This window comes from Acidovorax sp. KKS102 (assembly GCF_000302535.1).
Classification (GTDB): domain Bacteria; phylum Pseudomonadota; class Gammaproteobacteria; order Burkholderiales; family Burkholderiaceae_C; genus Acidovorax.
Genome location: NC_018708.1, coordinates 1,577,426 through 1,596,273, shown reverse-complemented (window position 1 = coordinate 1,596,273; position 18,848 = coordinate 1,577,426). Strand labels below are relative to the sequence as shown.

Here is an 18,848-nt window from a genome sequence, read left to right as displayed (position 1 = left end):
ATGCCCAAACGGTTGTTCGACCTGGTATTTGCTGCGCTTGGGCTGGTATTGCTCACGCCTTTGCTGCTGGCCGTGGCGCTCTGGGTGGTTTGCGACTCACCCGGCCCTGCGCTCTTTCGCCAACAGCGCGTAGGACGCGCAGGCAAGCTGTTTCACATCTACAAGTTCCGCACCATGCACCAGCGTGCAGCGGCTCATGGCCCCGCCATTACGATCGGTGCAGACGCCCGCATTACGCGCGCAGGTAACTGGCTACGGCGTACCAAAGCAGATGAACTGCCTCAGCTGGTGAATGTGCTGCTGGGCCAGATGAGCCTCGTCGGACCACGGCCTGAAGTGCCTCACTATGTCGCGCTTTACCCCAGTGACCTGAGGGAGCTGATACTCAGTGTGCGTCCGGGCATCACAGACCACGCATCCATCGAATTCCGCGACGAAAGCACTTTGCTGGGCCAAAGCAGCGACCCCGAGCGCACGTATGTCGAAGAGATTCTCCCCGTCAAGTTGCGCTACGCGGCGCAGTACGCCCGCTCGCACACGCTGTGGGCGGATCTGAAAATCATCGCCAGAACCATATCCGCGCTTTGGGGCTACCACCCGTCCGGGGGCCGAGGACCTTCAGGCAGTGCGTAACCGATAAAATCAACGGTTCGGCTGAACGCAGCCCTCCACTCCAAGCTCCGCACCGACGGTACCTATGTCAGACCAAATCCACGCCCCCGCACCCCAGGACGACAACCAGCTCATCGCCGAGCGCCGCGAAAAGCTCCGCGCTCTGCGCGAAGCCCAGGCCAACGGCGGTAGCGTTGCTTTCCCCAACAACTTCAAGCCCGCCCACAAGGCGGCGCAGTTGCACCTGGAACACAGCGCGGCCACCAACGAGTCGCTGGAAGCCACGCCGGTGAACGTTTCCGTGGCTGGCCGCATGATGCTCAAGCGCGTGATGGGCAAGGCCAGCTTTGCCACCATCCAGGACGGCTCGCTGGGCGAGGTGGGTGGCCGCATCCAGCTGTATGTGACCCGCGACGCCGTGGGCGAGGATCTGTATGCGGCCTTCAAGCACTGGGACTTGGGCGACATCCTGGGCGCCGAGGGCACGCTGATGAATACAAAGACTGGCGAGCTGTCGGTCAAGGTGACCAGCCTGCGCCTGCTGACCAAGAGCCTGCGCCCGCTGCCCGACAAGTTTCACGGCATGGCCGACCAGGAGCAGAAGTACCGCCAGCGCTATGTGGACCTGATCACCGATGAGCAGGCCCGCAAGCGCTTCGTGGCCCGCAGCAAGGCCGTAAGCGGCCTGCGCGAGTTCATGGTGAGCCACGGCTTCCTCGAAGTCGAAACGCCCATGCTGCACCCCATCCCGGGCGGTGCCAATGCCAAGCCGTTCGTGACGCACCACAATGCTTTGGAGCAGGAGATGTACCTGCGCATCGCGCCCGAGCTGTACCTGAAGCGCCTGATCGTGGGCGGCTTCGAGCGCGTGTTCGAGATCAACCGCAGCTACCGCAACGAAGGCATCTCGGTGCGCCACAACCCCGAGTTCACCATGATGGAGTTCTACGCGGCGTACTGGAACTACCTGGACCTGATGGACTTCACGGAGACGCTGATCCGCGAGGTGGCGCTCAAGGCCACGGGCTCGCTGCAGATGACGTACCAGGGCCGCGCGGTGGACCTGTCCCAGCCGTTTGCCCGCCTGACGATCCGTGAAGCCATCTTCCAGCACACCGAAGCGGGTGCCCATGTGGACGATGCCGCCTGGCTCATCAGCGCGCTGAAAAAGCTGGGCATGACGGAAGAGAAGGACAAGCTCTCCACCCGAACCCTGGCCAGCCTGCAGGTGCTGTACTTTGAAGAAACGGTGGAAGACAAGCTGTGGCAGCCCACCTTCATCATGGAGCACCCGACCGAGATCTCGCCGCTGGCACGTGCCAATGACAACCGCCCCGAGGTGACCGAGCGCTTTGAGCTGTACATCACGGGCCGCGAGTTCGGTAACGGCTTCAGCGAGCTGAACGACGCCGAAGACCAGGCCGCGCGCTTCCACGCCCAGGTGGCGGCCAAGGACAGCGGCGACGACGAGGCCATGTTCTACGACCACGACTTCGTGCGCGCACTGGAATACGGCATGCCACCGACGGGGGGTTGCGGCATCGGCATTGACCGCCTCATGATGCTGCTGACAGACAGCCCCAGCATTCGCGACGTGATCCTGTTCCCTGCGCTGCGCCGCGAGTCCTGAGGCCTGGACTTGCCCTGGGGGCGGTCTTGACCGTCCTCGCCCCCGGCACCAAGGAGACATACCGTGCCCTTCAGCTCCAGCAACGCCCCCTACCCTGCCAACGAGCCCCTGCCCTCGGGCAATGCTTTTTCGGTGCTGGTGGTCGAGGACCAGGGCTCCGTGCGCGCGGCGCTGGTGGCCGAACTGCGGCGGGCGGGTGTGTCCGACATCTTCGAAGCGCCTGAAGGCCAGGCCGCGCTGCATCTGTTCAAAACGCATCGACCCGACTTGGTGCTGCTGGATATCAAGCTGCCAGGCCAGGACGGCTACTGGGTGGCGCAGCAAATGCGCGAGAGCGAGGCCGGCGACTGGACACCTATCATCTTTCTGTCGGGCCTGGACAACGAACTGGATGTGTGGCGTGGCATCGAGGTGGGCGGCGATGACTACCTGGTCAAGCCGGTCAAACCCATCGTGCTGATGGCCAAGCTGCGTGCCATGCGGCGCCTGCTGGACATGCGCCGACGGCTGGTGTCGATGTCGGCCGAGCTGCATGCTGCCAACCAGCGGCTCAATGAGATGGTGGAAATCGATGCCCTCACCGGCCTCGTTAACCGCCGCGGGTTCGACCGCATCCTGCACAACGAGATCCTGGCCGCACGACGCGACGGAACGCCGCTCACGTTGATGCTGTGTGATCTGGACCACTTCAAGCTGTTCAACGACGCCAGCGGCCACGTGCAAGGCGATGCCTGTTTGAAAGAGGTAGGCCGCCTGCTGCGCGAAGTCTGCGTACGCCCCCGTGACGTGGCCTCGCGCTATGGCGGCGAGGAATTCGCCCTCATCCTGCCCAACACGCCCCGCTCCGGCGCGATGACGTTTGCGCGCGCGCTGGGGCAGTTGCTCAAGGTGCGCGCCATTGCGCACGCGGGCTCCCCGCTGGGCGACACGCTGACCCTGTCGGGCGGCATCACCACCTGCGTGCCCGATGACAGCACCAACGCCGAAAGCATGATCATGCGGGCCGATCAGGCGCTGTATGCCGCCAAGGCGCAGGGCCGCAACCGCTTTTTCAGTTTTGAAATGCAGATGGACACCCTGGAGCAATTGCGCCATTGAGTTTCTTCCACTTTTTCTCGTTTGACGCGACCGAACGCAACGCCCGTACCGCCGTCTCCCGCATGCAAGTTCTGAAAACCCGACTGCCCGAGTGGATGCAGGACTGGCTCGAAGTCATCATCCCCGGCTCGCAAATCCTGCTGATCCTGTTCGCAGCCTGGTTGCTGCAGCGCACGCTGCGCCGTTTGGTACGCCGCGCCAGTGCGCACTACCAGCTGCCCAATGAGCTGGTGGTGCCCATCAACGGCCTCATCCGGTGGATCATCATTGCCAGCGCGCTGCTGCTGGTGCTGGAGCGCATGGGGGTGTCCGCCACGGTGCTCTGGACTGCGTTCACCGGGTTTGCCACGGTGGGGGCGGTAGCGTTCTTCGCGGCCTGGAGCGTGCTGTCCAACCTGTTTTGCGCGCTGCTGATCTTCACCGTGCGGCCCTTCAAGATTGGCGACTACATCGAGGTGCTGGACACTGCTGAAAAGCCGGGCGCCAAGGGACGGGTGGTGGACATCAACCTGCTCTACACCACACTGGAAGACCACGGCGCAACATCCGGCCACGTGGCTTGGCTGCAGATTCCGAATGCGCTGGTGTTCCAGCGCGTGGTGCGCCGGTTTCAGGGGGTGCCACCGCCCCCTGCCCCACCCACACCACCGGCTACCGCCGCGGATGCGGTAGCCAACGCCTCCCCGGCCGCACCAAAGCCGGTGACGCCAGGGCCTTTCAACACGCCCTAGGAGACTGTCGGACTTGGAAGTCGTCGGCTGCAAATCGGCCGCAGCGGTCCATTTTTTACCGTCTTTTTGCCCCATAGCTGGGCTATGGGTCTGCAAATCCGGCAAAAACTGTCCTCGCTGGGGCCGATTCTCGCTATCGACGCTCCAAGTCCGACAGGCTCCTAGCTGTGAAGGGGCAGCGCCGCGCGGGACAGCGCCGCACCCAACGCCTCAATACCAACCAGGTCAGGGCAACAGGTCGAGCGCCTGCAGGTAAGCAGGCTGGTACATGAGTTCGTCCCAGGCCTGCGGCAGGGTTTCGGGCAGCAGCGCCAGGCGGCGGGATTCGCTGTCCAAACTGGGCTGCCAGCGGCCTTGCTGCTGGGCCTTTTCCAGGCCTTCGATGAGTTCGTCCACGGCCTTGCCATCCCCCACGCTCTGGTTGCACAACAGCACCAGGTCGCAACCTGCCTCCAGCGCCGCCACAGCGGCATCGGTGTAGCTGACCACCTGGCCGTCCAGTCGGCGAGCCCCTTCCATGCTGAGGTCGTCGCTGAAGATGGCGCCGTCAAAACGCATCTGGCGGCGCAGGATGTCTTGCAGCCAGCGCTGCGAAAAACCGGCGGGGCGGCTGTCGACCTTGGGATAGATCACGTGGGCCGGCATCACGCTGGTGAGCGTGCTGCTGAGCCAGGGGTACGGCGCTGCATCGTCGGCCAGGATGGCCTTGAGGCTGCGCTTGTCTACGGGTACCTCGGTGTGCGAATCCGCCTTGACGAAACCGTGGCCCGGAAAGTGTTTGCCGCAATTGGCCATGCCGGCCTGCAGCAGGCCGTGCATGAGGCTCTTGGCGAGCAGCGCCACCACCCGGGGGTCGCGGTGGAAGGAGCGGTCGCCGATCACACCACTTTCGCCCCAATCGAGGTCCAGCACCGGTGTAAAGCTGAAGTCCACGCCGCAGGCGCGCAGCTCCGCGCCCAGCACATAGCCCGCCGCCGTGGCTGCGTTGGTGGCGCGCAGGGCACCGCTGCCGGGCACGGCCTTGGCGCCCTTGCCATCGTCCATCCACATCTCGCCCAGCGCGCGCATGGGCGGCAGGTGGGTGAAACCATCGGTGCGAAAGCGCTGCACGCGGCCGCCCTCGTGGTCCACACAGATCAGCAGGTCGTCGCGCACGGCCTTGATGCTGCTGGTGAGCTGCAGCAGCTGCGCGCGGTTTTCCCAGTTGCGGGCAAACAGGATGACGCCGCCCGTGAGCGGGTGCGCCAGGCGACGGCGGTCGTCGGCGCTGAGGGTGGTACCAGCGACGTCGAGGATCAGAGGTGCGTGTTCAGTCATGGAAGGTTTCAAAGGGCAATTGCTACTCAATGGACAGCTATCAGCGCATATCAATCCAGCGCTTCAAGGTGATTGGGTTTGAATTTTCTCCACCACACAGAAGCTGGCGGCGTAGTCGGTCTCGTCAGTCACGCTCAGGTGCGCCTGCAGGCCCTGGGCCTCAAACCATTCCTTGAGCGCGCCGTGCAGCACGATGACGGGCTGGCCGCTGCGCAGCTTGGCGACCTCGCAGTGGCGCCAGGTCATAGGCATGCGCATGCCCAGGCCAATCGCCTTGCTGAAGGCCTCCTTGGCGGAGAACCGGGTGGCCAGGTAGCGCAAGCCCCGGTCGGGCCAGCGCGCGCTGCGTTCACGCCAAGTAGCCAGTTCGCCCTCGGCCAGCACCTTTTCTGCAAAACGGTCGCCGTGGCGGGCCAGGCCGGCCGCGATGCGGCGCACGTCGCAGATGTCGGTACCGATGCCGTAGATCATAGAATTTCAACAAAAATGGCTGCAAGCGCTAGTGCAATATGCGGTTGCAGCTATCAAATCAGGAGTCTCCAGCAACCGCAAACCCCTGGGTGATGCAATCCAGGTAGGCCTGTACGGTGGCCGTATAGCCCAGCTCCAGCGCATCGGCGATCAGCGCATGGCCGATCGAGACCTCGAGCACACCCGGCACTTCGCGCACAAAGGCCGCCAGGTTGTCACGGTTGAGGTCATGGCCCGCGTTCACGCCCAAGCCTGCATCCAGCGCCGCTTGGGCGGCTGCAGCGTAACGTTTCAGCTCCACCGCCTGCTGCGGCGAGCCCCAGGCGGCTGCATAGGGCTCGGTGTACAGCTCCACCCGGTCAGCGCCCACCGCCTTGGCGGCGGCCATCTGCTCGGGCACCGGGTCCATGAAGAGACTCACGCGCACCCCCAGCGCCTTGCATTCAGCCACCAGGGGGGCCAGGCGCTCGGCATCTTGCGGAAAGCTCCAGCCGTGGTCGCTGGTGAACTGGTCCTCGCTGTCGGGGACAAACGTGGCCTGGTGGGGGCGCACCTGGCGGATGAAGTCCATCAGGTTCTGCGACGGGTTGCCCTCGATGTTGTATTCACGGTCGGGCCAGGCCTTCATCAGCGTTGCCAGCTCAAACACGTCCTGGCTGCGGATGTGACGCTCGTCGGGCCGTGGGTGCACCGTGATGCCCTGGGCCCCCGCTTTCAGGCACAGCTCGGCCGCGCGGGTGACGCTGGGAATGCCCAGATGGCGCGTGTTGCGCAGCAGGGCCACCTTGTTGACGTTGACGGACAAGGCGGTGCGCTGGAGGGAACGGGAGGATGGGTTCATAGGGCCTGCAAGTCGATCATGAGCTGGCGGGTGCGCAGCGTCGGGCTACCGCAATGGTATTGCAGCAAGGCACGCAGCTGCGGCTTGAGTTCGGTCGCCACGGGGGCGCACGCGCGCAAGGTGGCGGTGTAGCTGGCCACATCATCCAGGCCACGCTGCAAGGCCCGCCACTGGCTGCCTGTCAGGCTTGCGCGGTCTACGGCGGACGCAGCGCGCAAGCCGCCTTCGGGCACCAGCGTGTAGCGGGCGTTGGGCTCCAGGGGGTCGAAGGTCATCGTCTGCACGTCCAGGCCGGGCAAGAGGCCAATCTCGCGCAGAAGCAGCAGCTCAAAACTGCGCAGCACCGCCTCCAGCGCATCGCCATGTTCGCTGGCCAACACGCGCACCACGCCCGCATAGGCATCGAACAAGGCTGGGTGCGGGTCTGCACGCGCCAGCAGGCGCAACAGCAGTTCGTTGAGGTACATGCCTGACAGCAGGGCATCCCCCGTGGGCATCACATGCCCGCCCACCCACTCCGCGCCCTTGAGCGTGTGAATGTCCGCATGGCCATCGCCCGTGAGCGTGTAGGTCACCAGCAAGGGCTGCAGCGGCAGCAGCACCGGGCGGAAGTTGGAGCTGGGCTTCTTGGCCCCTTTGGCCACCAGAGCGGTCCGCCCTTGCTGGCGGCAGAAGACCTCCAGGATCAGGCTGGACTCGCTCCAGTCGTAGCTGTGCAGCACGAACGCAGGCTCATCGGAAACGCGCTTGGCTACGGCCACGGTGCTGCGGGGATGGAGGGAGGGAAAGGATCGCCTGTGACGCCTGCTGCTGTGTGCGCGAGCAGGAGGAAGGGAAAGTCAGCGTTCGGGATTCACTCGTAGCCGAAGGAGCGCACCCGGGCTTCGTCATCGGCCCAGCCGGAGCGGACCTTAACCCACAGCTCCAGGAACACCTTGGCGTCCATGAGCTTTTCCAGCTCTTGGCGGGCTTCAGTGCCAATGCGCTTGAGGCGCTCGCCCTTGTCGCCGATGACCATCATCTTGTGGTTCTCGCGCTCCACCACGATGGTGGCGGCGATCTTGACCAGGCGCTTGTGCTGCTTGCTCTTTTCCTCGTCGAACTTGTCGATCACCACGGTCGACGTGTAGGGCAGCTCGTCGCCGGTAAAGCGGAACAGCTTCTCGCGCACGGTTTCGGACGCCAGAAACTTCTCGCTGCGGTCGGTCAGCTCATCCTCGCCATACCACCAGGGCTGCTCGGGCAGGTATTTGGCGCAAATGCCGAACAAGCGCTCGATGTCACCCTTGTTCTTGGCCGACATCGGCACGAATTCGGCGAACGGGTGACGCTCCTGCATGCTCTTGAGCCAGGGTGCCAGCTCGGCACGGCGATGCACCATGTCCAGCTTGTTGGCCACCAGCAGCGTGGGAATACCCGGTTTGAACAGCGACAGCACCTTGGCGTCGGCCAGGGTGAAATTGCCAGCCTCGACCACAAAGAGAATAAGGTCCACGTCTCCAATCGCGCCCATTACGGTCTTGTTGAGCGACTTGTTGAGGGCGGTGGCGTGCCGGGTCTGGAAGCCTGGGGTGTCCACAAAAATGAATTGCGTCTGGTCCAGGGTGCGAATGCCCGTGATGCGGTGGCGCGTGGTCTGCGCCTTGCGCGAGGTGATGCTGATCTTCTGCCCCACGAGGGCGTTGAGCAGGGTGGACTTGCCCACGTTGGGCTTGCCCACAATGGCGATCACGCCGCAGCGCTGGCCAGGCACTGCAGCAGGCGCGCCCGCAGCAGCCAGCATGGCGTCCAGATCGTTTTGCACCGGGGCGCCCTCAGCACCATCGTCAGTAGCTACATCTTTGGTAGCGTCATTCATAAATTCTTTGCTTTCAATGTGGCCAGCATGGCCGCAGCAGCGGCTTGTTCGCCCGCCCTGCGCGAGCCGCCGATGCCACGCTCGGTCAGGCCCAGTTCGGGAATATCGCACTCGACGTCGAAGGTCTGGCGGTGAGCTGCCCCCACCGTCGCCACCACCTTGTACTGCGGCAGCTTCATTTTGCGGCCCTGGAGCCACTCCTGCAACGCGGTTTTCGCGTCCTTGGACGCTGCTTGCATCTGCGGATTGATCTCCACGCCCTGGAAAAGACGGTGCACCAGGGCTTCTGCGCTGGCATAGCCAGCATCCAGATACACCGCACCGATCAGGGCTTCCAGTGCATCGGCCAGGATGGAGGGCCGCTGCTGCCCGCCCGACTTGGCCTCGCCCTCCCCCAGACGCAACACCTCGGACACTTTGAGCCGCACAGCCAACTGGTGCAGCGTGTCTTGCTTGACCAGATTTGCCCGGACGCGCGAAAGATCACCCTCCGGCAAGGCCGACAGCCGCTGGTACAACAAACTGGCCACCGCCAGGTTCAAGACGGAATCGCCCAGGAATTCAAGCCGCTCGTTGTGGTCGGCCGAGAAACTGCGGTGCGTAGTTGCACGCTGGAGCAGCGAGGGATCAGAAAATACATGCTGCAGGCGACCCTGCAGCGCTAAGAGACCGGCCTGCACCTAGTTGGTCTGCGCTTCGAAGCGGTAGACCAGATAGGCTGGACCCGCCAGGGGAATCTCACGCGAGTATTTGAACGAAACCACCACTTTGTCACCGCGCTTCGTCACATCAAGGTCCGCCCCTCTAATCGATGTGATGTCGTCAATCGCCGCGGCCCGATCAAACGCGGCGCGCACACCTGGCACCGTGCTCTCCACCTTGGCCTTCTCAATGGCCTTCTTCGCGGAGGTGTACTCAAGAAAAATTGGAACTGATTGTCCGCCAATAGCGAAAACCGCCACAGCGATGACACCAATAAAAACCAATCCAAAAAATGACAACCCACGTTGGCGCGAACGGCTAGCTATGCGATGTGTCTTCATCAATGATCCCCTCAATGCAATTTGGCAAAGGCCCGTACTCAATGGAACGAGCCGATACGCTTGAGATTACCGAAATTCATCCAGACAAAAAAGGCCTTGCCCACAATATTGCCCTCGGGCACAAACCCCCAGTAACGGGAATCCAGTGAGTTATCGCGGTTGTCACCCATCATGAAGTAGTACCCCTCCGGCACCTTGCAAGTGACACCTTCCACACTGTAGCGGCAGTTTTCACGATAGGCAAAATTGCTGGCGCCTTGTACAAAAGCGGGCACATCGGGGTTGTTTAACAACCTGTGGGGCTTGTCGCCCAGCTGCTCCTCAAACTGCTTGAAGTACCGCATGGAGTCTTCTTCAAAGAAGTCGGGCAAGGCTTTCGTATCTACCGCTTTGCCATTGATGGTGAGGCGCTTGTTGATGTAGGCCACCTCGTCGCCCGGCACCCCCACCACCCGCTTGATGTAGTCCATGCTCGGTTGTGGCGGGTAGCGAAATACCAGCACATCGCCGCGCACGGGCCGGGTGCCTTCAGTCAGCCGTGTGTTGATGACGGGCAGCCGGATACCGTATGTGAATTTGTTCACCAGAATCAGATCACCGACCAGCAGGGTCGGGATCATGGAGCCCGACGGGATCTTGAAGGGCTCAAACAGAAACGAACGCAAGAAGAAAACGGCCGCAATCACAGGGAACAACCCCGCCGTCCAGTCCAGCCACCAGGGCTGCATGAGGATGCGGCCCTTGGCTTCCTGCACATCCACGTCCACCTTCTGGATCCCCATGCGATCCAGTTCAGCGCGCCGCTCGGCGGCTGCATCCTCAATGGCCTGTGCTGCACGCCGCCGGCGAGGGAGAAAATAAACGCGCTCCGCCAGCCAGTAAACACCTGTGACGACCGTCGCAAGGAACAGGAGCAGCGCAAAGTTGCCCTCGATCGCCCCGGCATACCAGGCACCGATGTAACCCACAAAGGCCGCCAGCACCAGCGACGTCAAAACTTGCATGAACTGCATCAGTCTTCCACCTGCAAAATGGCCAGAAATGCCTCCTGGGGCACTTCGACCGATCCAATCTGTTTCATGCGCTTTTTGCCTGCCTTCTGCTTCTCAAGCAGCTTGCGCTTGCGGGTGATGTCGCCCCCATAGCACTTGGCCAGCACGTTCTTGCGCAGCGCCTTGATGGTTTCACGGGCGATGATGTTGGCGCCGATGGCGGCCTGAATTGCCACATCGAACATCTGGCGACTGATGATCTCGCGCATTTTGGCCGCCACCGCGCGGCCACGGTAGGCCGACTGGCTGCGGTGGACGATGATGGACAGCGCATCGACCTTTTCGCCATTGAGCAGGATGTCCACCTTCACCACATCGGAGGCGCGGTACTCTTTGAACTCGTAGTCCATGGAGGCGTAGCCGCGCGACACGGACTTGAGCTTGTCGAAGAAGTCCAGAACGATCTCGCCCAGCGGCAGCTCGTAGGTCAGCATGACCTGCCGGCCGTGGTAGGCCATGTTCAACTGCACGCCACGCTTCTGGTTGGCCAGTGTCATTACCGGGCCCACATATTCCTGCGGCATGTACAGATGCACCGTGACGATGGGCTCGCGGATCTCCTGGATGCGCCCCTGCTCCGGCATCTTGGAGGGGTTCTCCACCATGATGACTTCGCCGTCGCCCTTGACCACCTCGTACACCACGCTGGGCGCGGTGGTGATCAGGTCCTGGTCGAACTCGCGCTCCAGACGTTCCTGAACGATCTCCATGTGCAAAAGGCCCAGGAAGCCGCAGCGGAAGCCGAAGCCCAACGCTTGCGACACCTCGGGCTCAAAGTGCAGCGAGGCGTCATTGAGCTGGAGCTTTTCCAGCGCGTCGCGCAGCTGGTCGTATTCGCTGGCTTCGGTCGGGTAGAGACCGGCGAACACCTGGGGCTGGATTTCCTTGAAGCCTGGCAGCGCCTGCTCGGCCGGGCCTAGGTTGTTGGGTAGCTTCTTTTCCAGCGTGATGGTGTCGCCCACCTTGGCGGCCTTCAGCTCCTTGATGCCCGCGATGATGTAGCCCACCTCGCCCGCATTGAGGGCGTCGCGCGGTGAGTTGGCGGGCGTGAAAACACCCAGGTTGTCAGCGTTGTAGGCCGCACCCGATGCCATCATCTTGATGCGCTCGCCTTTGAGCAGGCGACCATCCACCACGCGCACCAGCATCACCACGCCGACGTATGGGTCGAACCAGCTGTCAATGATCATCGCACGCAGTGGGGCATCGGGATTGCCACGAGGTGCTGGCACCTTCGCTACGATCAGCTCCAGGATTTCATCGATGCCCATGCCCGTCTTGGCCGAGCAAGGGATGGCATCCGTGGCATCGATGCCGATGACATCCTCGATCTCGGCCTTTGCGTTGTCGGGGTCGGCCTGCGGCAGGTCCATCTTGTTGAGCACGGGCAGCACTTCGACACCGAGATCCAGCGCGGTGTAGCAGTTGGCCACCGTCTGTGCCTCCACCCCTTGTGACGCATCCACAACCAGCAGTGCGCCCTCGCAGGCAGACAACGAACGGCTGACCTCGTATGAGAAGTCCACATGGCCCGGTGTGTCGATCAGATTGAGGTTGTAGACCTGCCCATCGCGCGCCTTGTAATGCAGCGCAGCGGTCTGCGCCTTGATGGTTATCCCACGCTCTTTTTCGATGTCCATCGAGTCCAGGACCTGGGCCTCCATCTCACGGTCTGCAAGACCTCCACACCGCTGGATCAAGCGGTCGGCCAGCGTCGACTTGCCATGGTCGATGTGCGCAATGATGGAAAAATTTCTGATGTGATTCATCAACGGAAAGCGTCAAGTGATTGAATTAAAACAGCGCGCACAAGAAAAAAGGGCGCGTCGAGTGGCGACGCGCCCTGAACCAACAATCATTGGCAACTGCGATAGTTGGATCTTCATTGTAGGCAAAAAGGCCGACTGAAAAAGCCCACCCTCCGGTATCTGAGGGAAGTTGCCATGGTGCAACAGGGATTTTATACACAGTTTATACACAGTTCACACACAAACAACGCTGAACAACTTGTGGGCGAGCTGTGAATCAACTGTTCATTGCACAAAAACATCCCACATCGTGAACACAGAGCCGGTCTATATGCAGATAAGCGTTGAACGCCAGCCTCTATTCTATCGAAAGTGGTTGATGGGCCTTCAAAAAGTTAGCAAAAGCTAACATCTAGACTCATTACGGCGCCCGCGGTCGACCTGTCAAAAATTCAGCGATCACGGCAAAGTCCCCCATTCTGAGTAGGGAATCGCCCCGGGCGGAGCCATTCCCCTCAGGCCTCTGCACCCTCACTTGCCAGGACGAATCAGCGCGTACTGCGCCCATTCGCCGCGGCGATAGAGCACATTGATAGGCTTGCTCTTATCGGCCTTGGACAATACGGACTCGAACTCCTTCACGCCCGAGACTTCCGTGTTGGCCACCGACAAGATGATGTCTCCTTCCCGCAGGCCCGCGCGTGCCGCAGCATCCGTAGCGGCAGCCACCACCACACCGCCCTTGAGCTTGAGCTCTTTCTTCTGGGCATCCGTCAGGTCGGTCACAGACAAACCCATCTGCTGCGCAGCGGCCGAGGCCTTGGGCTTCTCTTCGCGCTCAGCCACTTTGGTGGCTGGCTTATCTGGCTCGATCTCAGCAATGGTGATCGCCAGATCACGCGAGGCACCGCGACGGAACACCGTGACGGAGCTGCGGTTACCCGGCTTAGTGTTACCAACCAAGCGCGGCAGGTCTGCCACTTTCTCAATGGGCTTGCCATCAAACCGAGTGATGATGTCGCCCGCTTCCACGCCGGCCTTGTCGGCAGGCGATCCAGCTTCCACTCCCGTTACCAAGGCCCCTTGCGCCTTGCCCAGACCAATCGATTCGGCGACGTCCTTGGTGACTGGCCCGATCTGCACGCCGATGCGGCCACGCGTCACACGGCCCGACGCGCGCAATTGATCACTCACACGGATGGCTTCATCCATGGGAATTGCGAATGAGATCCCCATGAACCCCCCCGAGCGCGAATAGATCTGGCTGTTGATGCCGACCACCTCGCCCCGCATGTTGATGAGCGGTCCTCCAGAGTTCCCAGGGTTGATGGCCACATCCGTCTGAATGAAGGGGAGGTAGTCGCCCGTGTCCCGCTGCTTGGCGCTGACGATGCCTGCCGTCACCGTGTTCTCCAGCCCAAAGGGTGAGCCAATCGCCATCACCCATTCACCCACGCGGAGACGGCTCACGTCACCCACCTTGACCGCAGGCAGTCCGGACGCCTCGATCTTCACCACCGCCACATCGGTGCGCTTGTCGGCACCCACGATACGCGCCTTGAACTCGCGCTTGTCGGTCAAAGTCACGATGACTTCATCGGCACCATCGACCACGTGAGCGTTGGTCATCACGAACCCGTCCGACGTCAAGATGAACCCCGACCCCACACCGCGTGGCTGAGCCTCTTCCTCCTGCTGGGGACGCTGGGGCCGCTGCTGCCGCGGGACGTTGGGGATTGGAACACCAAACCGGCGAAAGAATTCGAGCATCTCTTCGTCCATGCCGTTGGCATTGGACCGACTGGACACTTTCTCGACAGTGCGGATGTTGACCACCGAAGGCCCCACTTGATCCACCAGATCGGTGAAATCAGGCAGGCCTCGAACCAGTGGTGCAGGCTGTGCCAACGCCGCATGGGGCGCTAACGACATAGTGGCCAAACCACCCATCAGGCATGCCACTGCCACCGAACGCAACATACTTCCATCAAACTTCGGCATCTTCGACCTTTCTTGATTCTTGGCGAATGCTGTTCACGAATTGTGTGTGACTGTGAAGAGTGTGACGCCAAATGGTTCCCGGGACGCGTGGCCCCCACCATGACCCCACGACGATCTACAGGTCCGCGAGCGATGGGCACACCGCACCGGTCCCACAGCACCTGTCAGCGCATGCGCTCCAGTTGGCCGACAAAGAGGCGCAGCGTCTGCAGTGGTACCTCACCCACCGCAGTAAGCCACATGTCTGACGGCCCACGCTGAGCCAGCAACTGGGTGGCGCCGATGCTGGACACCTGGGGCTGCGCGGGATGGCGCTGGGGGTCGAACGGCTCGACGAAAAGCGAGACCGAAGCCAACCCATCGGAATACAAACACTGCAAGACACTGGGGGCGTCCGGCGCGTCGGATACCGCTCTGCGATGGCAACTGACAGGCACGAAACCCGCCACCGGCTGGCGTAAGGTCCAACCTTCGGCCTTGGCCGTGGTCTTGACGACGGAAGTTGCGACCACCTTGTAACCCGAGGTCGCATCCATCAGACGCGACAGCTGGTCCACCTTCACCGGCGCGTTGAGGTCCAACTCGGAAAAAGCCGCCTGCTCCAGCACCCGACCGTCCGCCGCCAGCGTCTGCAGCTTCACCACCATTCCGGTCTCGCGCTCGCTCCAGAGCCGGTAACCAAAGCGCAGAGTGTCCGCAGGCTGAAACGCAACCACATCCGACATGAAGCCCGCCACCCGCTCCTGCCCCAGCAGGCGGGGTGTGTAGAACTGGGCAATCGACGTTCCACTGACGACAGGTACGCGTGGAAAGAGCCCGGACGCATCGCGACGGTCCGAGCGCACGACGCGCACCTGGGGCAAAAAAGTGCGAACTTCATCATTGCGCCGATAGACGGTGCGAGGGGTGCCACTGAGCGACTCCACCCGCTCCAGCTGCTGCTGGCCGTCGCATGCATGCCAGATGCGTGAGCTGGACATGGCGCCGTTGGCTGACAACACCACGAACGTACCGGCATAAGCGCGGCTGCAGGGCGCGCTGTGCATGCGCTCAATCCACTGCGCCATATCGCGCTCAGCCGGTGCACTGGCAGCTGATTCGGCGGGAGCCGCCGCCGCAGTAAGCACGCTCAGTCCGCAAAGTGCCGCAGCGATCAGCGAGCCAAACCATCGAACCCGAGAAATTCCAAAGATCTTCACTACGCCAGAGGGGCTCATCACACGATCTCAGCGCCAAAAATTACCATCCACGGTTCAGCGGCCAGGGGTCTCAAACGTCGCATTGCGCAAAAAGCCCGCCGGCATCTGTAGGGCCGATGTACTGCCGAACTGCTTGTGGGCGGCCAGCAACTCGTCCAAACGGGGGTCGCGGATCATCACTTGCTGACCGTCTGCGTCTGCAACGGCCACCACAGGCGCGCCTTGCGCCGTCGCGCGCTCGGGGGAGGATGCGGCCAGTTGTGCCCCCGGCCCGCCCGCACCCTGGAGTTGGGAGAACGAGGTCCAGCCTATGGCCGCCACGGCGGCCAGCGATGCAAAACCCGCCACCATCTTCCAGCGGAACACCGAAGCATTGGCGGCCTCCGGCAAGTGAGCTGCTACATGGTCTAGTGGGTCCAGTTCAGCCGGAGCCTGAGGGCGCTGTGGCGGCGCTTCCTTGGCAAGCTCGTCGCGCAAACGGGATAGAAATGCCGGATTCACTGGCCGGGCCAGGTCAGAGGAGCGCAACACATCGCCCACAAGGTGATACACCCCCCAGGTGTCTCGTCCTTCATCTTCCGCCGCCCAGGCCAGCGCAGTGGCGAACTCGTCACCATGGAGCTGACCGTCTGCCAGCGCCGACAACTGCTCGCCTCGCACTTTGCGCAAGTCAAGTTCTGCCGGGGTATGGATACCTGTTTCTGCCTTGTTCATTCGATCACCTCACCACCGTTTGCCCGACTGGTTTTCGAGCAAGGGGCGCACTTTGGCCGAAATGGCTTCGCGCGCCCGAAAGATTCGAGACCGCACCGTACCAATGGGACACCCCATCGCGGTGGCAATTTCTTCGTAACTGAGCCCCTCGATCTCTCGCAGCGTGACCGCTTGGCGCAGATCGTCAGGCAAGGCCTCCATGGCTGCATTCACGACCTGCGCAATTTCTTGGGCCGCAAGGACAGTTTCGGGGGTTTCGTCGCTGGTTAGTTCGTGTCCAAGGCGGGAAGTTTCATCTTCATCCTCGGAACCCCGGAAGGCATTTTCAGAAATGACCGGGTTGCGCTTCATGTCCATCAGCGCCTTTTTGGCAGTGTTGACGGCAATCCGGTACAGCCAGGTGTAGAACTGGGCGTCGCCACGGAACTGGTGCAGCGCCCGGTAAGCGCGAATGAAGGTTTCCTGGGCAATGTCCTGGACCAAGTCCGTGTCACGCACCATACGTCCGATGAGTCGCTCGATGCGACGCTGGTACTTGATGACCAGCAATTCATAGGCGCGCTGGTCGCCCGCTACCGTGCGCTCCACCAGTTGGAGATCGCTGTCTTCGGAGGGGGAAGGCGGAATTACAGTCATGGATACTCAGGATTCACGCCCTGCAGCAGCTTGCCGGGCGGTTTCGTCAGCGTGGTCAACGCCCGATCTGGCGCGCGAATATACCGCACGGCGCAAGTCCATCCAGCGCTCAGGCTGGCTGGAGCGCTCCAGCCATAACCACTGGGATGCATGCTCCATGGGCACAACGCGCACCCACAGGTGCGCCTGCAGATCCAGCAAGACCTCGGGAGGCGCGGAAAGCGCCAGTGGCCCGCTAAAGGACTTTGCCGTTTGGCCCAGCGTCCAGGCTTGACCATCGAATTGCAGCACTCCGCGAGGCTGACCCCACCAGAAATGGGCTGCACCCGCCGCTGCCAACAGCCAGAGTCCGAGGGCCACAGCAGCCGATACAACTGCATCGCGCGCCCCAGAGCTCACCCAAGCAGCCACGACCCCGGCCCCGGTGAACGAAAGAGCCAATAGCAATGCACCCAACACCCTGCTGCGCCGCAGCGGGTACTGAACAGAAGGAGCACGCCTTGAGAGCAGTGTCACAGGACTACCTGCTCAGGCCGACAGACCGAATGCCTGCGAGCGCCAAAAAAACGACGACGTACTCCTTTGGGAGGACGGTCGCAAGCGGACAAGCAATGCTTGTTGCAACCGAATCCGTGATGTTTGCGCCCAATCAGACGCGTTTGAACACCAGCGTTCCGTTGGTACCGCCAAAACCGAAGTTGTTCTTGACGGCCACGTCGATCTTCATGTCCCGCGCCGTGTTGGCACAGTAGTCCAGATCACATTCCGGGTCCTGGTTGAACAGGTTGATGGTGGGTGGCACTTTTTGTTCGTGCAGGGCGAGCACGGTGAACACGCTCTCAATACCGCCCGCACCACCAAGCAAGTGGCCCGTCATGGACTTGGTGGAGCTCACCACGGTCTTGTAGGCATGGTCGCCCAAGGCCGCCTTGATCGCGTTGGTTTCGTTGATGTCGCCCAAGGGGGTGGACGTGCCGTGGGCATTGAGATAGTCCACCTGATCCACATTGACCCCGGCATTGCGCAGCGCACTGAGCATGGCGCGCCGAGGCCCGTCCATGTTGGGAGCCGTCATGTGCCCGGCATCTGCGCTCATGCCAAAGCCGCTGAGTTCGGCGTAAATCTTGGCACCTCGGGCCTTGGCGTGCTCGTACTCTTCCAGCACCATCACGCCAGCGCCCTCGCCAAGCACAAAACCGTCGCGATCCTTGTCCCATGGGCGGGATGCTGTCTTGGGATCGTCGTTGCGGGTGGACAGTGCGCGCATGGCGGCAAACCCACCAATGCCCAGCGGGGAAACCGTGGATTCGGTCCCGCCAGCCACAACCACGTCGGCATCGCCGTATTCGATCATGCGTCCTGCCTCGCCAATGCAGTGCAAGCCCGTTGTGCAGGCAGTCACCACGGCAAGGTTGGGGCCCTTGAAGCCAAAACGCATGGACACATGCCCTGCCACCATGTTGATGATGGACGCAGGGACAAAAAATGGGGTGATACGCCGGGGTCCACGGCTGACCAGTTCGGCGTGGGTGTCTTCGATCAGCGGCAGGCCGCCAATGCCGGAGCCGATCACGCAGGCAATGCGTGTGGCGAACTCCTCACTGAGCGCGTCCCCTGTGGGAAGGCCTGCGTCCTGCACGGCCTGCGCCGCGGCAGCAATGCCGTAGTGGATGAAGGTGTCCATCGCGCGCGCGTCCTTGGCGCTGATGTACGACTCCAGGTCAAGACCTTTGACCTCTCCCGCAATCTTGCAGGCGAAGTTCGACGCGTCGAACTTGGTGATGAGGTCAATGCCGGATCGGCCGGCAAGGAGGTTGGCCCAGGAATCGGCCACCGTGTTACCCACGGGGCTGACGCAACCCAGGCCGGTCACGACAACGCGACGACGGCTCATGCG

18 protein-coding genes are annotated in these 18,848 nt (G+C 62.2%); 4 read left to right on the top strand and 14 right to left on the bottom strand.

From position 1 onward, the window contains the following. The 4 genes from C380_RS07235 to C380_RS07220 all read left to right on the top strand — a co-directional run bounded on the left by C380_RS07235 (nt 1) and on the right by C380_RS07220 (nt 4,071). On the top strand, nt 1-633 hold the full coding sequence (locus C380_RS07235; RefSeq protein ID WP_015013208.1) for a sugar transferase: 633 nt from the start codon (nt 1-3) through the stop codon (nt 631-633). A gap of 64 nt (nt 634-697) precedes the next feature. Beyond that, nucleotides 698-2,242 (top strand): lysine--tRNA ligase, encoded by a 1,545-nt coding sequence (lysS, locus tag C380_RS07230; protein ID WP_015013207.1) that lies wholly within the window; start codon nt 698-700, stop codon nt 2,240-2,242. 63 nt (nt 2,243-2,305) lie between these two features. Beyond that, nucleotides 2,306-3,340, top strand: coding sequence for a diguanylate cyclase domain-containing protein (locus C380_RS07225; protein WP_015013206.1), 1,035 nt, complete (start codon nt 2,306-2,308; stop codon nt 3,338-3,340). A gap of 62 nt (nt 3,341-3,402) precedes the next feature. Beyond that, nucleotides 3,403-4,071 carry a mechanosensitive ion channel family protein gene (locus tag C380_RS07220; RefSeq protein WP_043566207.1) on the top strand — a complete coding sequence of 223 codons (669 nt, stop codon included), beginning with the start codon at nt 3,403-3,405 and terminating at the stop codon, nt 4,069-4,071. A gap of 225 nt (nt 4,072-4,296) precedes the next feature. On the opposite strand, the gene nagZ is transcribed toward C380_RS07220, so the two are convergent. The 14 genes from nagZ to fabF all read right to left on the bottom strand — a co-directional run bounded on the left by nagZ (nt 4,297) and on the right by fabF (nt 18,845). After that, on the bottom strand, nt 4,297-5,388 hold the full coding sequence (gene nagZ / locus C380_RS07215) for a beta-N-acetylhexosaminidase (RefSeq protein WP_015013204.1): 1,092 nt from the start codon (nt 5,386-5,388) through the stop codon (nt 4,297-4,299). A gap of 63 nt (nt 5,389-5,451) precedes the next feature. Further along, on the bottom strand, nt 5,452-5,859 hold the full coding sequence (gene acpS / locus C380_RS07210; RefSeq protein WP_015013203.1) for a holo-ACP synthase: 408 nt from the start codon (nt 5,857-5,859) through the stop codon (nt 5,452-5,454). A gap of 58 nt (nt 5,860-5,917) precedes the next feature. After that, nucleotides 5,918-6,700, bottom strand: a complete 783-nt coding sequence (locus C380_RS07205) for a pyridoxine 5'-phosphate synthase (RefSeq protein WP_015013202.1) — start codon at nt 6,698-6,700, stop codon at nt 5,918-5,920. Continuing rightward, a complete protein-coding gene (gene recO, locus C380_RS07200; protein WP_015013201.1) occupies nt 6,697-7,461 on the bottom strand; it encodes a DNA repair protein RecO in 765 nt (254 codons plus the stop codon). Before recO ends, C380_RS07205 begins: the two co-directional genes overlap by 4 nt. Before the next feature lie 92 nt (nt 7,462-7,553). Then, nucleotides 7,554-8,558 carry a GTPase Era gene (gene era, locus C380_RS07195; protein ID WP_015013200.1) on the bottom strand — a complete coding sequence of 335 codons (1,005 nt, stop codon included), beginning with the start codon at nt 8,556-8,558 and terminating at the stop codon, nt 7,554-7,556. Then, complete coding sequence (rnc, locus tag C380_RS07190) at nt 8,555-9,238, bottom strand: ribonuclease III (RefSeq protein ID WP_015013199.1); 684 nt, start codon at nt 9,236-9,238, stop codon at nt 8,555-8,557. The genes era and rnc overlap by 4 nt, the downstream gene beginning before the upstream one ends. Beyond that, nucleotides 9,239-9,601: a DUF4845 domain-containing protein gene (locus C380_RS07185; protein WP_015013198.1), complete on the bottom strand. Its 363-nt coding sequence runs from the start codon at nt 9,599-9,601 to the stop codon at nt 9,239-9,241. Between the two features lie 38 nt (nt 9,602-9,639). Further along, entirely contained in the window at nt 9,640-10,614 is a 975-nt protein-coding gene (gene lepB, locus C380_RS07180) for a signal peptidase I (protein ID WP_015013197.1), read from the bottom strand. Continuing rightward, nucleotides 10,614-12,422 (bottom strand): translation elongation factor 4, encoded by a 1,809-nt coding sequence (gene lepA, locus C380_RS07175; RefSeq protein ID WP_015013196.1) that lies wholly within the window; start codon nt 12,420-12,422, stop codon nt 10,614-10,616. The genes lepB and lepA overlap by 1 nt, the downstream gene beginning before the upstream one ends. Nucleotides 12,423-12,932: 510 nt before the next feature. After that, a complete protein-coding gene (locus C380_RS07170; RefSeq protein WP_043565236.1) occupies nt 12,933-14,402 on the bottom strand; it encodes a DegQ family serine endoprotease in 1,470 nt (489 codons plus the stop codon). 164 nt (nt 14,403-14,566) lie between these two features. Next, entirely contained in the window at nt 14,567-15,619 is a 1,053-nt protein-coding gene (locus tag C380_RS07165) for a MucB/RseB C-terminal domain-containing protein (protein ID WP_015013194.1), read from the bottom strand. Between the two features lie 36 nt (nt 15,620-15,655). After that, nucleotides 15,656-16,315 carry a sigma-E factor negative regulatory protein gene (locus tag C380_RS07160; RefSeq protein WP_015013193.1) on the bottom strand — a complete coding sequence of 220 codons (660 nt, stop codon included), beginning with the start codon at nt 16,313-16,315 and terminating at the stop codon, nt 15,656-15,658. A gap of 9 nt (nt 16,316-16,324) precedes the next feature. Then, on the bottom strand, nt 16,325-16,951 hold the full coding sequence (rpoE, locus tag C380_RS07155) for an RNA polymerase sigma factor RpoE (protein WP_015013192.1): 627 nt from the start codon (nt 16,949-16,951) through the stop codon (nt 16,325-16,327). 649 nt (nt 16,952-17,600) lie between these two features. Then, nucleotides 17,601-18,845 carry a beta-ketoacyl-ACP synthase II gene (gene fabF, locus C380_RS07145; protein ID WP_015013190.1) on the bottom strand — a complete coding sequence of 415 codons (1,245 nt, stop codon included), beginning with the start codon at nt 18,843-18,845 and terminating at the stop codon, nt 17,601-17,603. Between the last annotated feature and the right edge of the window lie 3 nt (nt 18,846-18,848).

What these genes read in the sequence shown, in the direction of transcription:
- C380_RS07235 (WP_015013208.1), top strand. Translation starts at nt 1, where the DNA reads ATGCCCAAACGGTTGTTCGACCTGGTATTTGCTGCGCTTGGGCTGGTA.
- lysS (WP_015013207.1), top strand. Translation starts at nt 698, where the DNA reads ATGTCAGACCAAATCCACGCCCCCGCACCCCAGGACGACAACCAGCTC.
- C380_RS07220 (WP_043566207.1), top strand. Translation starts at nt 3,403, where the DNA reads ATGCAAGTTCTGAAAACCCGACTGCCCGAGTGGATGCAGGACTGGCTC.
- nagZ (WP_015013204.1), bottom strand. Translation starts at nt 5,388, where the DNA reads ATGACTGAACACGCACCTCTGATCCTCGACGTCGCTGGTACCACCCTC.
- acpS (WP_015013203.1), bottom strand. Translation starts at nt 5,859, where the DNA reads ATGATCTACGGCATCGGTACCGACATCTGCGACGTGCGCCGCATCGCG.
- C380_RS07205 (WP_015013202.1), bottom strand. Translation starts at nt 6,700, where the DNA reads ATGAACCCATCCTCCCGTTCCCTCCAGCGCACCGCCTTGTCCGTCAAC.
- era (WP_015013200.1), bottom strand. Translation starts at nt 8,558, where the DNA reads ATGAATGACGCTACCAAAGATGTAGCTACTGACGATGGTGCTGAGGGC.
- C380_RS07185 (WP_015013198.1), bottom strand. Translation starts at nt 9,601, where the DNA reads ATGAAGACACATCGCATAGCTAGCCGTTCGCGCCAACGTGGGTTGTCA.
- lepB (WP_015013197.1), bottom strand. Translation starts at nt 10,614, where the DNA reads ATGCAGTTCATGCAAGTTTTGACGTCGCTGGTGCTGGCGGCCTTTGTG.
- lepA (WP_015013196.1), bottom strand. Translation starts at nt 12,422, where the DNA reads ATGAATCACATCAGAAATTTTTCCATCATTGCGCACATCGACCATGGC.
- C380_RS07170 (WP_043565236.1), bottom strand. Translation starts at nt 14,402, where the DNA reads ATGCCGAAGTTTGATGGAAGTATGTTGCGTTCGGTGGCAGTGGCATGC.
- C380_RS07165 (WP_015013194.1), bottom strand. Translation starts at nt 15,619, where the DNA reads ATGAGCCCCTCTGGCGTAGTGAAGATCTTTGGAATTTCTCGGGTTCGA.
- C380_RS07160 (WP_015013193.1), bottom strand. Translation starts at nt 16,315, where the DNA reads ATGAACAAGGCAGAAACAGGTATCCATACCCCGGCAGAACTTGACTTG.
- rpoE (WP_015013192.1), bottom strand. Translation starts at nt 16,951, where the DNA reads ATGACTGTAATTCCGCCTTCCCCCTCCGAAGACAGCGATCTCCAACTG.
- fabF (WP_015013190.1), bottom strand. Translation starts at nt 18,845, where the DNA reads ATGAGCCGTCGTCGCGTTGTCGTGACCGGCCTGGGTTGCGTCAGCCCC.